This window comes from Marilutibacter maris, assembly GCF_003233695.1.
Classification (GTDB): domain Bacteria; phylum Pseudomonadota; class Gammaproteobacteria; order Xanthomonadales; family Xanthomonadaceae; genus Marilutibacter; species Marilutibacter maris.
On record NZ_CP029843.1, the window covers coordinates 450,602 to 464,528 of the forward strand.

A 13,927-nucleotide genomic window follows, 5' to 3' on the forward strand; every position below is an offset into this window, starting at 1 on the left:
AGCGGGCCGCCGGGTGTCCCCCGGGAAGGGGGAGCCGCGATCAGTGGCGTTCCGCTCCGGCGGGCGGCACCGGGGCCGAACCGCCGCGCCGCCGGCCGATGTACGGCAGCGCGAACAGATACAGCCCGGTCAGCGCCAACAGGGCGAGCGGGAGCAGGGGCACGTACGACACCCAGACCAGCGGTGGGTCCTGCGCCAGGGCGATGAAGGTGGCGATCACGCTCAGGGTGAAGGCGATCGAAACCCAACGGTGGAACTGCCGGATCCATGCATTCCATTTCATGACGGGAACCTCGGGTGGTGGCGGGCCCGGTTGCGACGGGCCCGTCGGGCGGGATGCGGCGGCCGCGCGGCTGCCGCTCGCGGTTCGTTGAAGCCGGTTCAGCGCCGTCGACTCAGCGCTGCTGGCTCATCGCTGCTGGATGCGGATCAGGTTGCCGGCCGGGTCGCGGATCGCGCAGTCGCGCACGCCGTAGGGTTGGTCGGTTGGCTCCTCGACGATCTCCGCGCCCTTGCCCTGGACGCGCTCGAAGGCGGCCTCCAGGTCCGCGGTCGCCAGCAGCAGCATGCCGTAGGTGCCCTTGGCCATCATCTCCTCGATGGTGCGGCGCTCCTCGTCGGTGAGGCCGGGGCTGGCCGACGGCGGGAACAGCACGATCGAGGTGCCGGGCTGGCCGGCGGGGCCGACCGTGATCCAGCGCAGGCCCTTGTAGCCGACGTCGTTGCGGACCTCGAAGCCCAGGGTGTCGCGGTAGAAGGCCAGCGAGGCCTCCGGATCGGTGTGCGGCAGGAAGCTTGAGTGGATGCTGATGTCCATGTTGGAGCGGTCCGGGATGGGGTGGGCGCTCATCCTAGGGCCGGTCAGGCGCGGCTTGCTTCTCGATTCCTGACCGGTCGCGTGATCTGCCGCGCCACGCACGAGGGCATGCCCGCGGTGGTCGCGGCCTCGCGCCGGTAGACGCTGGGGGCGACCCCGACCAGCTCGGTGAAGCGGGTGCTGAAGGTGCCCAGCGACGCGCAGCCGACCGCGAAGCAGACCTCGGTGACGCTGAGGTCGCCGCGGCGCAGCAGCGCCATCGCCCGTTCGATCCGCCGGGTCATCAGGTAGCTGTAGGGGGACTCGCCGTAGGCAAGCCTGAACTGGCGGCTGAGGTGCCCGGCCGACATGTGCACGCCGCGGGCAAGGGCCTCGACGTTCAGCGGTTGGGTGTACTCGCGATCGATGCGGTCGCGGACCCGGCGCAGTCGGGCGAGGTCGCGCAGGTGCGGGGTCGCGGGCGAGGTCATCGCGCGAGCCTGCCATGTGGCGAGGGGGGGCTCAAGGGCCATCGGCCGCGGTCATGCGGCGGCCAGGGCTCAGCCGCGAGGCGACACCGGGTCGGCTGTGCCCGTTGCCGAGCGCTCCTGCTCGCCGACATGCCGTTGCAGCGCCGCGACCAGCGCGCGGCCCAGGGCGTCGGCCCGCTCCGGAGCCAGGCAGCGCTGGTCGCCGGTGTAGACGAAATGCAGGCGGCCGTGCAGCGAGAACGCCATGAAGCCGAGCACGCGGGTGGCGAAGGAGTGCACGTGCAGCGTGAAGCGCCGCACCCGGACCGGATCCGTTGCCTCGCTCAGCACGATGTTGCCCAGGTTGGAGAAGGAGAACCGGTTCCAGTTGCCGTTGCGGCTCAGCGCATCGCCCAGTCGCACGATCGAGCGGATCCTGCCGGGCGAGGGTGGGCGGATCATCTCGCATAGCTGGTAGCGGGCGGGGATGTCGGCCACGTCCTGTTCGACCTTGGCGCGGATCTCCGCGCTCATCGCCCTCGCGTCGGCCCAGAAATCGCCGCCGGGGGCGGTGCGGGCATCGACCCGGAAGCTGCCGCCGCCGAAGAACAACGCGTCGCGTCGCAGCGCCGACAGCCGTCCGCGCCGCGCATCGACCGGGCACTCGATCCAGTCCGGTCCGTCCTCGCCGAGCGCCGATTGCAGCGCCTCGCGCAGGACCAGCAGCAGCGCGGCGTGGATCGACACGCCCTCGGATCTGCAACGTTGCACCAGCGACGACGACAGGGCCCGTCCGGCCGCCCATTCCAGGTGCAGTTCGCGGTTGCGCAGGGCACGCCTGGACGGGGGAACCAGGGCGATCAGCAGATTCACCAGCGTCGCCGCCAGCCGTCGCTTCCAGCGGCCGCGACGGTCGGCCGAGCCGATGATGTCGGCGGTGGTGATCGCCGGATACGGCTCTGGCGCCGGGTCCGAGTGCAGGGCCTGCAGCAGCTCGCGGATGATGGTCAGCATGCTCATGCCGTCGCAGACGCGATGCGGCGCGGTGACCAGCAGTTCGCTCTCGCCGCCGGGTTCGCCGTCCGCGGGCGCGAGCCATACCACCCGCAGCGGCGGCAGGCCGTTGCCGAAGGCGGTGGTCACCTCGGCGTCGATCTCCTGCATGCGGCGGCCGTCGACCGGCGAAGCCCGCGGCCCGCGTTCGACCACCCGCAGCGGAATCTCGCCGGCGGCGTCCAGTTCGTAGTAGCGGCGGTTGCCGGCGCCGCCGATCAGCATCCGCAGGGCCGGGTGCTTGCGCTGCAGCCAGGCCAGCGCGGCGCGCAACCGTTCGGGCGTGACCGCGCCCTCGATGGCGACGACGCAGGTGATGTTGCCGTCGATCAACTGCTCGATCGTGGACAGCCGGCGCCTCATGGTTCCTGCTCCGCGGTGGGCGGGGCGCCATCCGCGGAAGCCGCATCGGTCGCCGCACGATCGCGCGGCGTGCCGGTGCAGAACGCGAAGATCCGTGGATGCCGGTGCTCGAACGGTCCCAGTCGCCCGAACAGTCCGTCCAGATAGCCGCAGCCGATCGCGACCAGCTTCCTGAGCTTGTCGCCCTCGAACAGGGTCACGCACAGCGACTGGTGCAGCGCGAGCAGGCCGGAAATCCAGTGCAGCGCCCACCTGGAGCGGTACAGGCCCAGCGCGTGCACCGCGTTGCGCGCGCCGTAGTAGCGGCGCCAGGCGGCGTGGTGGGTGGTGAACAGCTTGCCGTGGCGGACGATGTGGCCGGTGGTCTGGCGCATCGTCACCGCGGCGTTCATGTACACCGGCACGCCCTGGCTGGAGGCGCGCAGGCCGTATTCGATATCGATGTACTCGATGAAGTAGTCCTCGCGGAACGCGCCGAGCCGGCGATAGGCCGGCGCCGAGAGCGCGGTGCCCGAGGAGATGATGAAGAGGGTCGGGAACAGCCCTTCGACCTCGTCGTCGATGCGCCTGGGACGGGGGAAGCGCCGCCCGGGCGGAATCGCCGGCATGCACTTGCCGAGGTTGATCTCGTGGATCTTCGGGCCGATCAGGAAGGCGTCGCTGTCGAGTCCGGCACAGGCGTGCATCATCCCGGCGAAGAAGGACGCATCGATGTCGGAATCCTGGTCGAGCAGGAAGATCACCTCACAGTCCCGCGCCAGCAGGGCCTCGGCGCCGCGGTTGTAGGCCCCGGCGAGACCGCCGCGGTTGCGGTTGTCGATCACCGTGGTACCGCCCTGGCGCAGGCGCTCGTGCAGTGCCGGATCGGGCTGGGGCGAGTTGTCGACCGCGACCACGGTCGGGCAGATCGCCCGCGCGCGATCGAGGTTGCGGACGAATTCCGGCGTCGGGCAATACAGCACGAAGATCAGGCCGAACGACTTCATGCGCCCGTCTCCGTCGCCGTCGCATCGACCGGCACCGGATCAATGTCCGTTCGGGGCCGCGGGCCGGCATCGCGGCTGTGCGCGTCCGCGTCCGCGGCGACCGCGAGCAGGATCGCGACGATCCGGTCGCGCACCGCGTGCGCCTGGGCGGCGGGCAGCGACTGCCGGTCCGAGGTCAGGGCGAAGTCCAGGTGTCCGTCGAAGCCGCTGATGGTGACCACGGTGGCCGGCGTCGGCGCCAGCATCGCGGTCGGGCTGTGGACCGCCTCCAGGCGGAAGTCGCCGTGATCGCGCGGCAGGTCCAGATGTCCGAGCCAGGACAGGGTGACGTTGCCTCCCGAGGGCCGCGATTGCCCGTAGGCGATCAGGCGGTCGAACAGCGCGTGCAGGCGCTCCATGCCGAGCAGGTTCTCGTGCAGGCGCGGCCCGAGACGCTGGATGCTCCGGTCGATGCCGGCCCTGAGCGTGCGGGCCAGGCTCCAGAACACCTCATCCGGAAACATGCCGCCGGACGGTGTGTGCAGCGACAGGTCGATCGTCGGCGCCATCGGGAACAGGCCGTCGGCGGCCAGCGCGGGCAGGAACCGGCGCGCGTCGACCGGGACGGTGAAACGGCCGACCCCGCGGGCGCCGCGTACCGCGCGGAATCCGAGCACGAAGGCCACGGCGAGTGCGTTGAACAGGCTCACGCCCTCGGCCCGGCAGCGCCGCGAGAGCGCCTGTGCCGACCCCCGGTCCAGTGTCCAGTGCAGGGCGTAGGCCTCGCCGTAGCGCCGCGCCGGGCGCCGGCGGCGGCTGCGCACGAACAGCCCGAACAGCGCGGTCTTCCAGCGCAGGCGCCGCTGCAGGCGGGGGTCGTTCCACACCGCCGCCGGCAGGATCTCCTGCAGGGACTGCAACGACGGATGGGTGCCGATGTCCCGCCTGGGGTCGGCGCACAGCGACAGGATCTCGCGCAACAGGGTCACGATCGAGCGGCCATCGCACAGACAGTGATGGCAGACCAGCAGCAGCTCGCTGGTCTCGACGCCGCGCAACCAGGTCACCCGGACCAGCGGCTCGGACGGGTCGAACAACTGCGACCATTCCTGCCGGCTCCGCCGCTGCCAGTCGCCGCCGCTGTTGCGCTCGATGATCCGCAGCCGGATCGGTGCCGGGTCCTCCTGCAACCGGAACCAGGGGCGGGTGCCCCCCGCTCCGTCCTCGCCGGGCTCGACGCGGCAACGCAGCAGCGGATGCTTGGCCTGCACGCGCGCCAGCGCATGCCTCAGTCGCCGCTCGCACAGCGGGCCGCGGATCCGCGCCGGGAACACGATCGCGACCGGGCTGCGCCCGTCCAGGTACATGCCGCGCTCGAACAGGGTCAGCGGACGTGCGGTCGCGGCGGCGGTAGCCGGCGGCGCTGCGGTGGATGCGCTCATGCGATGCGCTCCAGACGTTCGGCCGCGGCGGCCATCACCCGTGGCTGCAGCAGGCCCCAGCGGCGCAGGTGGGCGATCGCCGAACCGATCCCGTCCTCGGCGCGCACCCGCGCGCCCAGCGCCGCGGCGGCCGGCTGCAGCGGCGTTGTCGCCGCCAGCGCCGCCGCCAGCTCATCCGCGCGCAGGTGGCGACGATCCAGTGCCGGCGGTGCCACCCCGGCCCGCAGCAGGCAGCGCGCCCAGAACGGCTGGTCGCCGTAGAAGGGCACGATCACCGACGGGATTCCTGCGCGCACCGCGGCCGCGGTGGTGCCGGCGCCGCCATGGTGCACGGCCGCGGACATGCGTGGAAACAACCAGTCGTGCGGCGCCTGGCGGATGAAGAAGGTGTGCTCGTCGTGGCGGCCCTCGGCATGGTCGAGGCCGCCCCAGCCGGTCGCCAGCACCGCGCGCTGGCCGCTGCCGCGCACGCCGTCGAGCACGGTCGCGGTGAACGCGCTGGCCTCGCTGCTGACCATGCTGCCGAAGCCGATGTAGAACGGCTTCGGTCCGGCCTCCAGGAATTCCCGCAGCGCCGGCGACGGCTGCCAGTCCGGCTGCTCGTGGAACCAGTAGCCGGCGACCTGCGCCGACTCGGGCCAGTCGGCCGGACGCGGCAGCACGTGCCGGCTGAAGCCGTAGACGACCCGGTTGTCGTCGCCGCCGGCATGGAAGTACGGCCCGTACCAGGGGTAGCGGCGCAGTCCCAGCTGCGGACGCACGATGTCGTTGATCGCCGGCCGCATCACGTGCCAGACCAGCAGCCGCAGCAGATGATAGGCGCCCATGTTCAGGGTCGGCGGCAGCTGGCGCCTGGATCCGGCCAGCACCATCGGCGCCAGGATCCGCGACGGCGTCAGCGGCTGCAGTTGCGCGCCGACGAAGGGCAGGCCGCGCGCCTCGGCCAGCGACTTGGCCAGCAGGGTGGCGTTGCCGACGCCGATCAGAAGGCCGGCGTCCTCGCTGGCGGTCCGCCCCTGGTCGACCCAGTGCTCGGCCCAGTCGGCGAAAGTCTCGCGGAACACGCGCGCCATCGCGCGGGTGTCCAGGCCGCGGTCGGCGATGCTGCGATCGGCCTCCAGCAGGGCCTGGAAGTTGCTGGTCAGCGGGCGGAATTCCAGGCCGGCCTCGGCGACCAGCGGCGCGAAGTTGTCGCTGGTGACGATCCGCACCGGATATCCGGCGTTCCGCAGTCCCCGTCCCAATGCCACGCAGGGGCGGATATCGCCCTGCGTGCCGATGGTGAAGATCGCGATCGGCTTGAGGTCGGTCATGTCGCGCTCGGCCATGGCGTTCAACCACCGACCGGCAGTGCCGACTTGTGCACCGCCGCGGGCCGCCGCCCCGACCGTTCCGGTACCGGTGCCTCGCGATGGCGGCGCAGCAGGTCGATCCGCTCCTGCAGGACCCGGCCGATCCGTGCCGCCGGCCCCGGTTCCAGCATCGACTGGTGATCGCTGTCGATCTCGTGCAGTTCCACCTGGCCGTCGAAGCAGGGCGCCCAGACCGTTGGCCGGTAGTGCATCAGGCCTTCCAGGTCGACACGGGCCTGGCGCGCCGCGCGGAAGAACAGCAGGTCGCCGTGGACCGGTTCCGTCCCGCAATGGTCGGGAACGTAGCGCCGGGCCAGTTGCAGGTGGTTGCCGGTCACCGCGGCGACATGCTCGATCAGCCGCGGATCGCGCTTGACCAGTTCCCGCACCAGCGGCATCGACAGCACGTCGTACTCCGCGCACAACCACTCCGCCAGCGCGTCGAGCGTGGCCGGCGGGTTGTCGCCGGCCTTGCGATGGAAGCCGAGGAAGCGCAGCGCCGCCCGTACCTCGCCGGCTTCGCTGGAGGCGTTGCGAACGTCGTGGCCGGGGTGGGTCGCGAACGGGTAGGCATCCATCATCGCCAGCAGCTCCACGCGCTCGCCGCGCGCCTGCAGCTGGGTGGCGATGGCGTGGGCGATCAGGCCGCCCAGCGACCAGCCCAGCAGCCGGTACGGGCCCTCGGGCTGGACGCTGCGCATGCGCGCGATGCAGTCGGCGGCAATCTCCTCCAGGCTGGCCGGAAGGCTGTCGTCGCCGCGCAGGCCACGCGCCTGCAGGCCGTATACCGGCAGCCCGGGATCGAGGTGGCGCAGCAGCCCGGCATAGGCCCAGCCCAGGCCGACCACCGGATGGATGCAGAACAGCGGCCGCTCGCGCTCGCGGCCGTTGCCGCGCAGGGACAGCAGGGCGGCGAGCGGGTCCTGATCGTGCGTGGTCCGCGCCTGACCGTCGTCCAGGCAGGCCGCCAGTCCGGCGATGGTCGAGGCCTCGAACACGCTCGCCAGCGGCAGCTCCATCGACAGGTACTCGGGGAAGCGGGCGATCATCTCCGCCGCGCTCAGCGAGTCGCCGCCTAGGTCGAAGAAGTTGTCGTGCAGCCCGACCCGCTCGCGTCCCAGCACCGCGCACCATAGCGCCGCGAGCTTCTTCTCGATCGCGGTCGTCGGCTCGACGTGCGGGGCGCGGCCGCGTTGTTCGGGGCGCGGCAGGGCCTTGCGATCGAGCTTGCCGTTCGGCGTCAGCGGCAGTTGCGGCATCCAGACGAAGGCCGACGGGATCATCGCTTCCGGCAGGCGGCTGGCCAGGTGTCCGCGCAGGCCGCTCTCGTCGATCTGGTCGCCGTCGGCGGCGACCAGATAGGCGGCCAGCGAGGTACCGCCCTCGCCGTCACGATGCGCAAGCACGGCGGCGGCGGCGACCGACGGACTGGCCAGCAACTGCTGTTCGACCTCGGCCAGTTCGACACGATGGCCGCGGATCTTGACCTGGTCGTCGATGCGTCCGACGAACTCCAGCACGCCGCCGTCGAGCCAGCGGACCCGGTCGCCGGTGCGGTACATGCGGCTGCCGTCGGCGGCGAAGGGATCGTCGAGGAAGCGTTCGATGTTCAGCTGCGGCCGCCGCAGATAGCCCTTGGCGACACCGGCGCCGCCGATGTACAACTCGCCGACCGCGCCGCTGATGACCGGTTGCCGGTCGCCGTCGAGCACGTAGAGGCGGGTGTTGAGGATCGGCCGCCCGATCGGCGGCGCCTGGCGGCCATCGGTGTCGTGGGGACCGCTCTCGGCGAGGTCGAAGGCGGTCGACCAGACCGTGGTCTCGGTGGGGCCGTAGAACTGGGTGACCCGCGCCGCGCGGCGCCGCAGCTCGGTGGCCAGTGTCGCGCCCAGCGCCTCGCCGCCGACCAGCGCATGGACGCGGTCGAGCCGGGCCTGGCGACAGGCCAGCAGCACCCGCCATAGCGAGGGCGTGGCCTGCACGTGGGTGATGCCGGCGTCGGCGATCAGACGCGCCAGCCGCGGCGGGTCGTGGGCGATGCCGGCGTCGGCGATCACCGTGCGCGCGCCTGTCGTCAGCGGCAGGAACAGCTCCAGCGCGGCGATGTCGAAGGACACCGTGGTCACCGCGAGGAAGCGGTCGTCCGCGCGCGGAGCGAGCTGCCGGCGCATGCCCTGCAGGAAGTTGCCGAGGTTGCGGTGGCTGACCTCCACCCCCTTGGGCCGGCCGGTGGAACCGGAGGTGTAGAGCAGGTAGGCGGTCGCGTCCGGGGTGGACAGGTCCGGTTCCGGCGGCGCGTCCGCGGGCTCCCCGTCCTCCTCCGGCGCGAGCATCAGCAGGCCGCCACCGCCGTACTGCGCATGCGCCGATGGCGGGGCGATCATCGCCACCGGCGCGGCGTCGTCGAGCATCATCGCGATGCGCTCGGCGGGGCCGTCCGGATCGATCGGCAGATAGGCCGCGCCGCTGCGCATGATCGCCAGCAGCGCGATCAGCAACTGCGCTCCGCGCGGCAGCGCGATCGCGACGATATCGCCCGGACCGATGCCGTCGGCGACCAGCAACCGTGCCTGGCGCAGGCTGCGCCGGTGCAGCTCGCGGTAGCTCAGCGCGGTGTCGCCGGCCACCACCGCGATCGCCTCCGGCGTCGCCGCCGCCTGGCGCGCGAGCAGCTGCGGCAGACCGACGTCCTGCAGGGGCGCGGCGGTGGCGTTGTAGTCGACCAGCAGGCGTCGGCGTTCGCCATCGCCGAGGATGTCGATCCGGTCCAACGGTTGCGCCGGATCGTCCAGCACCGCGTCGATCAGACGCATCAGCCGGCGGCGGTGCTCGTCCAGCTCGGCCATCGGGTACAAGGCCGGGTTGGCGTCGAAGTAGATGCACGGATCGCTGTCGTTGCCGCGGTCGAACACGAACACGGTGAGGTCTTCCTGCGAGCCGTTGGAGAGATTGTGCGAGGTCGCCGGCGCGCCGCCGAAATCCAGCTGGTAGTCGAACGGTTCGATGTTGATGCCGAGGCGGGCGATATGGCGGTCCTGGCCGATCAGGCCGAGGTCGCGGCGCAGATCCTCGTAGCGGTACTGCTGGTGACGCAGCGCGTGCCGCACGACCTTCGACACCTGCTCGAACAGATCCGTCGCGGTCGATCCGGGGGCGAACGACAGGCGTATCGTCACCGCGTTGGCGACCATGCCGGGCGAGGCGCGCAGGGCGGCGCCGACGCGGCCGGACACCGGCATGCCGAACACCAGGTCGTTGGCGCCGGTGGCGCGGTGGAAATAGGCGGCGATCAGCGCGATCAGCACCTGCGGCAGGCTGGCCGAGTGCCGGCGACCGAGTTCGTCGAGCCGCCGCGCCTTGGCGATCGGCAGATAGCCGATGCTGTGGCGCAGGCCGCCTTCGTCGCTTCTCGCACCGCGCGCCAGGGTCACCGCCTCGGGCAGGTCGGCAAGCTGCTGCAGCCAGTATTCGCGGTCGCGCTGCAGACGCTTGGAGTCGCGATACGCCGCCTCCGCCTCGATCAGCGCGGACAGCGAGCCGAACTCGCAGGGCTCGGGTTCGCGGCCCTCGACATAGGCCGTGTACAACTGCGCCACGCGGCGCACCACCATGCCGCCGCTGTAGCCGTCATAGACCACGTGGTGGGCGCGCTGGTACCAGAAATAGCGATCGTCGGCGGCCTTGAACAGCGCCGCGACCCACAGCGGATCGCGGGCCAGGTCGACCGGGCGGATCAGGTCGGCGCGCATCCAGGCTTCGGCCGCGGCTCGCGGGTCGGCCTCGGCGCTGACGTCGATGAACGGAAAGCCGCCGTCGTGGAGCGGGCGGTTCTCGTGCGCGCCGCCGTCGGCCGGCCGCACGATCTGGCGCGGCTTGCCGTCTTCCTCGATCACCTGCACGCGCAGGGTCTCGGCCTCGCGCACCACCTGGCGCAGCGCGCGCAGGAACTGCACCGGGTCGACCGGACCCGATATCTCGATCGCCTCGGCGATGTTCAGCGTGGCGTTGGCAGCGGCGATCTTCTGGCCCACCCACAACCCGCGCTGTGCGATGGTCAGGGGCAGCGAAACCCGGTGTGACTCGTTCATCGAAAATCCTTTTCGTGGGGGCGGGGGCGACGTGCTGCAGGTGTCGCGCCGGTCCTCACCTCACTCATCCCTGTGCGAGAAGGCCGTTTTCTGGCGATTTCTTTTTGAGTCGAGGGCTTGTCGTTTCGCGGCTTTCCAGGGTTCCTTGCAGAGAGAGGTCGGGCGGCGCTTCAACCAGCCGTCGCCCCAGATATGTCAGCGCGCCGATGACATGTCCACCGCGCATCCGACGTTGCGTGGACGAAATCACGTTTTGAAATTTGATGTGTGCGTGCGGTGAAGACACGCCATCGCGAGGCCGGCGGAACTGCGTCATAAAACGCGGCGAATCGGCATCGCATCGCCATGCATCCGTCACGTCGCGACGACGCGGATCGGGAACTGCGCAACCGATCCGCATGCGCGGCTGCGTTCCGAAGCTGCCGGTCGCATTGTTCATGCCACGGCATTGCCGATCCGGCCCCGACATTGTTGGCGGCGTCGAGCGAAGAAGCCCACGGTGTGGACGTCGCCCCCGGAATCGCAGGTTGCCGGAGCCGCCGCGAGGGTCTGCCGATCGCGCGCTTTCATGCATGTCGGGAGTCGACGCAATCACTGCCGGGATGAGGTGCGGCGCTTGTGCATCGCTTGACTCGGGACAGGGAAGGCGTAGCATTTTCGATGAGCCTCGGGACAGACCCGGGGCGACCACCCACCGTGAGGGAGCCTCATGGAATACGATTATCTGGTCTTCATTGGCCGCTTCGAGCCGTTTCACAACGGCCATGCCGCCGTCGCCCGCCTGGCACTGGGCCGGGCGCGCAAGCTGATCCTTCTGGTCGGCTCCGCCGATACCCCCCGCACCATCCGCAACCCCTGGACCGTCGCCGAACGCGAGGTCATGGTCCGCGCCGCGCTCGCCGACGATGAGCGGCGCCTGATCGTGCGGCCGCTGCGCGATCACCTCTACAACGAAGCGTTATGGATCGCCGCGGTCCAGCGCAGCGTCGCCGAGGCGATCAAGGCCGACGGTGGCGCAGTCGATGCCCGGGTTGGTCTGATCGGTCAGGACAAGGACGCCAGCAGCTACTACCTGCAGGAGTTCCCGCAATGGCCGTTGGTCGACGTGCAGCACACCGCCACGCTGTCGGCGACCGAACTGCGCCGTTATCTGTTCGAGGCCAACCAGGTCGATAGCCACGGCGGGCTGATGCTGATCCGCGCCAACGTACCCGGCCCGGTGTTCGACATGCTCGAAGCCTTCCGCAAGAACTCGCCCGCGTTCACCCAACTGGTCGCCGAACACCGCTTCATCGACCAGTATCGCGCGGCCTGGGCCGAGGCCCCGTATCCGCCGACCTTCGTCACCACCGATGCGGTGGTCGTGCACTCCGGCCACGTGCTGCTGGTGCGGCGCCGGGCAGAGCCGGGCAAAGGCCTGTGGGCGCTGCCGGGTGGCTTTGTCCATCAGGACGAGAGCATTCTTGCCAGTTGCCTGCGCGAACTGCGCGAGGAGACCCGGCTCAAACTGCCGCTGCCGGTGCTGAAGGGCTCGATCAAGGGCCAGCACGTGTTCGACCACCCCGAGCGCTCGCAACGCGGCCGTACCGTGACCCACGCCTTCCACTTCGACTTCCCGGCCGGCGATCTGCCGCCGGTGCGCGGTAGCGACGATGCCGACAAGGCGCGCTGGTTCCCGGTCAGCGAAGCGCTGGAGATGGGCCCGCAGCTGTACGAGGACCACCTGTACATCCTCGAGTTCTTCCTCGGCCGGAGCTGACCCGACCGGGATCCGCCCCTGCCATCCCGCCGGTGGACAGACCGCCGGCGTCACCCGACGCGAAGGAGCTTCCGTCATGCGCCATCTCGAAAATCTGGTTCTCAATACCGACAGCTACAAGGCCAGTCACTGGCTGCAGTACCCGCCCGGCACCGACGCCACGTTCTTCTATGTCGAGTCCCGCGGCGGCGTGTACGACAAGACGCTGTTCTTCGGCCTGCAGGCCATCCTCAAGGAATACCTGTCGAAGCCGGTCACCCATGCCGACGTCGACGAGGCGCGCGACTTCTTCGCCACCCATGGCGAGCCGTTCAACGAGGCCGGCTGGCGCCGGATCGTTGACGTGCATGGCGGCCTGCTGCCGCTGCGGATCCGCGCCGTGCCCGAGGGCAGCGTCATACGCACCCATCAGGCCCTGGTCACGATCGAGTCCACCGACCCGGAAGCGTTCTGGTTGCCCAGCTACATCGAGACCCTGCTGCTGAGGCTGTGGTACCCGGTCACCGTGGCGACGATCAGCTACCACGTGAAGCAGACCATACGATCCTTCCTCGAACGCACCAGCGACGATCCAGAGGGGCAGCTGCCGTTCAAACTGCACGACTTCGGAGCCCGCGGCGTGTCCAGTCTCGAATCGGCCGGGCTCGGCGGCGCCGCCCATCTGGTCAACTTCATGGGCACCGACACCGTCGCCGGTGTGCTCACCGCGCGCGCCTACTACCACGAGCCGATGGCCGGCGTCTCGATCCCGGCCGCCGAGCACAGCACCATCACCAGTTGGGGCCGCGAACGCGAGGTCGAGGCCTACGCCAACATGCTCAAGCAGTTCGCCAGGCCCGGCAGCTTGGTCGCGGTGGTCTCCGACAGCTACGACATCTACACGGCTATCAAGGAGCGCTGGGGCAAGGCCCTGCGCCAGCAGGTGATCGAGTCCGGCGCCACGGTGGTGATCCGCCCCGACTCCGGCGACCCGGTCGAGGTCGTGCACCAGTGCCTGGAGTTGCTCGACGAGGCCTTCGGCAGCACGGTCAACGGCAAGGGCTACAAGGTGCTGAACCATGTTCGCCTGATCCAGGGCGACGGCGTCGACCCCGACAGTATCCGCGCGATCCTGGAGCGGATCACCGAAGCCGGCTACGCCACCGACAACATCGCCTTCGGCATGGGCGGTGGTCTGCTGCAGAAGCTCAACCGCGACACCCAGAAGTTCGCGCTCAAGTGCTCGGCGGCGCGCGTCGATGGCCAGTGGCTCGACGTCTACAAGGACCCGATCACCGACACCGGCAAGACCTCCCAGCGCGGCCGGCTGGCCCTGCTGCGGCACGTCGAGTACGGCAGCGTGAAGACCGTGCCGATCCCGGACGACGTGGTCGATGTCGAAGAGATGGCGCTGCCTCTGGGCTGGACCCACGCCATGCAAACGGTGTGGAAGAACGGCCAACTCACCCGTGACTGGACCTTCGCCGAGGTCCGCGCCCATGGCAATGCTGGATAGCGCTGGCGGCGGCAGGTCCGACGCCCGCTCCGTACCTCCGGCGATCCCTCGCCGGGGGGCTTGGCGGTGCGCGGCTTGGATCCCGTTGCGACCGTTCCGATCTGGGGTGGTCCCGAGGTCGCCGGCGGGTGCGGATGATGCGTT

The 13,927-nt window shown here is 70.4% G+C and carries 11 protein-coding genes; 2 read left to right on the forward strand and 9 right to left on the reverse strand.

Going from position 1 to position 13,927, the window contains the following annotated elements:
• Positions 1 to 40 precede the first annotated feature (40 nt).
• The 9 genes from C9I47_RS02010 to C9I47_RS17405 all read right to left on the reverse strand — a co-directional run bounded on the left by C9I47_RS02010 (position 41) and on the right by C9I47_RS17405 (position 10,968).
• Positions 41 to 283 carry a hypothetical protein gene (locus C9I47_RS02010; protein WP_111265251.1) on the reverse strand — a complete coding sequence of 81 codons (243 nt, stop codon included), beginning with the start codon at positions 281 to 283 and terminating at the stop codon, positions 41 to 43.
• Between the two features lie 126 nt (positions 284 to 409).
• Positions 410 to 850 carry a VOC family protein gene (locus tag C9I47_RS02015; RefSeq protein ID WP_223250237.1) on the reverse strand — a complete coding sequence of 147 codons (441 nt, stop codon included), beginning with the start codon at positions 848 to 850 and terminating at the stop codon, positions 410 to 412.
• Positions 851 to 861: 11 nt separating this feature from the next.
• Positions 862 to 1,287, reverse strand: coding sequence for a helix-turn-helix transcriptional regulator (locus C9I47_RS02020; protein WP_111265253.1), 426 nt, complete (start codon positions 1,285 to 1,287; stop codon positions 862 to 864).
• Between the two features lie 69 nt (positions 1,288 to 1,356).
• Positions 1,357 to 2,682, reverse strand: coding sequence for a hypothetical protein (locus C9I47_RS02025; RefSeq protein WP_111265254.1), 1,326 nt, complete (start codon positions 2,680 to 2,682; stop codon positions 1,357 to 1,359).
• The gene (locus tag C9I47_RS02030; RefSeq protein WP_111265255.1) at positions 2,679 to 3,668 is read right to left on the reverse strand and encodes a glycosyltransferase; all 990 of its coding nucleotides are present in this window, start codon (positions 3,666 to 3,668) and stop codon (positions 2,679 to 2,681) included. The genes C9I47_RS02025 and C9I47_RS02030 overlap by 4 nt, the downstream gene beginning before the upstream one ends.
• Entirely contained in the window at positions 3,665 to 5,089 is a 1,425-nt protein-coding gene (locus tag C9I47_RS02035; protein ID WP_111265256.1) for a condensation domain-containing protein, read from the reverse strand. The genes C9I47_RS02030 and C9I47_RS02035 overlap by 4 nt, the downstream gene beginning before the upstream one ends.
• The gene (locus tag C9I47_RS02040) at positions 5,086 to 6,402 is read right to left on the reverse strand and encodes a glycosyltransferase (protein WP_223250238.1); all 1,317 of its coding nucleotides are present in this window, start codon (positions 6,400 to 6,402) and stop codon (positions 5,086 to 5,088) included. Before C9I47_RS02040 ends, C9I47_RS02035 begins: the two co-directional genes overlap by 4 nt.
• Before the next feature lie 20 nt (positions 6,403 to 6,422).
• Entirely contained in the window at positions 6,423 to 10,529 is a 4,107-nt protein-coding gene (locus tag C9I47_RS02045) for a non-ribosomal peptide synthetase (RefSeq protein ID WP_111265258.1), read from the reverse strand.
• Positions 10,530 to 10,593: 64 nt separating this feature from the next.
• Complete coding sequence (locus C9I47_RS17405; RefSeq protein WP_145985402.1) at positions 10,594 to 10,968, reverse strand: hypothetical protein; 375 nt, start codon at positions 10,966 to 10,968, stop codon at positions 10,594 to 10,596.
• Between the two features lie 270 nt (positions 10,969 to 11,238).
• On the opposite strand from C9I47_RS17405, the gene C9I47_RS02050 reads away from it, so the two are divergent.
• Together C9I47_RS02050 and C9I47_RS02055 are read left to right on the forward strand one after the other, a co-directional pair.
• A complete protein-coding gene (locus C9I47_RS02050) occupies positions 11,239 to 12,288 on the forward strand; it encodes a bifunctional nicotinamide-nucleotide adenylyltransferase/Nudix hydroxylase (protein WP_111265259.1) in 1,050 nt (349 codons plus the stop codon).
• Between the two features lie 76 nt (positions 12,289 to 12,364).
• The gene (locus C9I47_RS02055) at positions 12,365 to 13,783 is read left to right on the forward strand and encodes a nicotinate phosphoribosyltransferase (protein ID WP_111265260.1); all 1,419 of its coding nucleotides are present in this window, start codon (positions 12,365 to 12,367) and stop codon (positions 13,781 to 13,783) included.
• Positions 13,784 to 13,927 lie beyond the last annotated feature (144 nt).

Coding starts and splice junctions, on each gene's coding strand:
- C9I47_RS02010 (WP_111265251.1), bottom strand. CDS start 283: ATGAAATGGAATGCATGGATCCGGCAGTTCCACCGTTGGGTTTCGATC.
- C9I47_RS02015 (WP_223250237.1), bottom strand. CDS start 850: ATGAGCGCCCACCCCATCCCGGACCGCTCCAACATGGACATCAGCATC.
- C9I47_RS02020 (WP_111265253.1), bottom strand. CDS start 1,287: ATGACCTCGCCCGCGACCCCGCACCTGCGCGACCTCGCCCGACTGCGC.
- C9I47_RS02025 (WP_111265254.1), bottom strand. CDS start 2,682: ATGAGGCGCCGGCTGTCCACGATCGAGCAGTTGATCGACGGCAACATC.
- C9I47_RS02030 (WP_111265255.1), bottom strand. CDS start 3,668: ATGAAGTCGTTCGGCCTGATCTTCGTGCTGTATTGCCCGACGCCGGAA.
- C9I47_RS02035 (WP_111265256.1), bottom strand. CDS start 5,089: ATGAGCGCATCCACCGCAGCGCCGCCGGCTACCGCCGCCGCGACCGCA.
- C9I47_RS02040 (WP_223250238.1), bottom strand. CDS start 6,402: ATGACCGACCTCAAGCCGATCGCGATCTTCACCATCGGCACGCAGGGC.
- C9I47_RS02045 (WP_111265258.1), bottom strand. CDS start 10,529: ATGAACGAGTCACACCGGGTTTCGCTGCCCCTGACCATCGCACAGCGC.
- C9I47_RS17405 (WP_145985402.1), bottom strand. CDS start 10,968: ATGAACAATGCGACCGGCAGCTTCGGAACGCAGCCGCGCATGCGGATC.
- C9I47_RS02050 (WP_111265259.1), top strand. CDS start 11,239: ATGGAATACGATTATCTGGTCTTCATTGGCCGCTTCGAGCCGTTTCAC.
- C9I47_RS02055 (WP_111265260.1), top strand. CDS start 12,365: ATGCGCCATCTCGAAAATCTGGTTCTCAATACCGACAGCTACAAGGCC.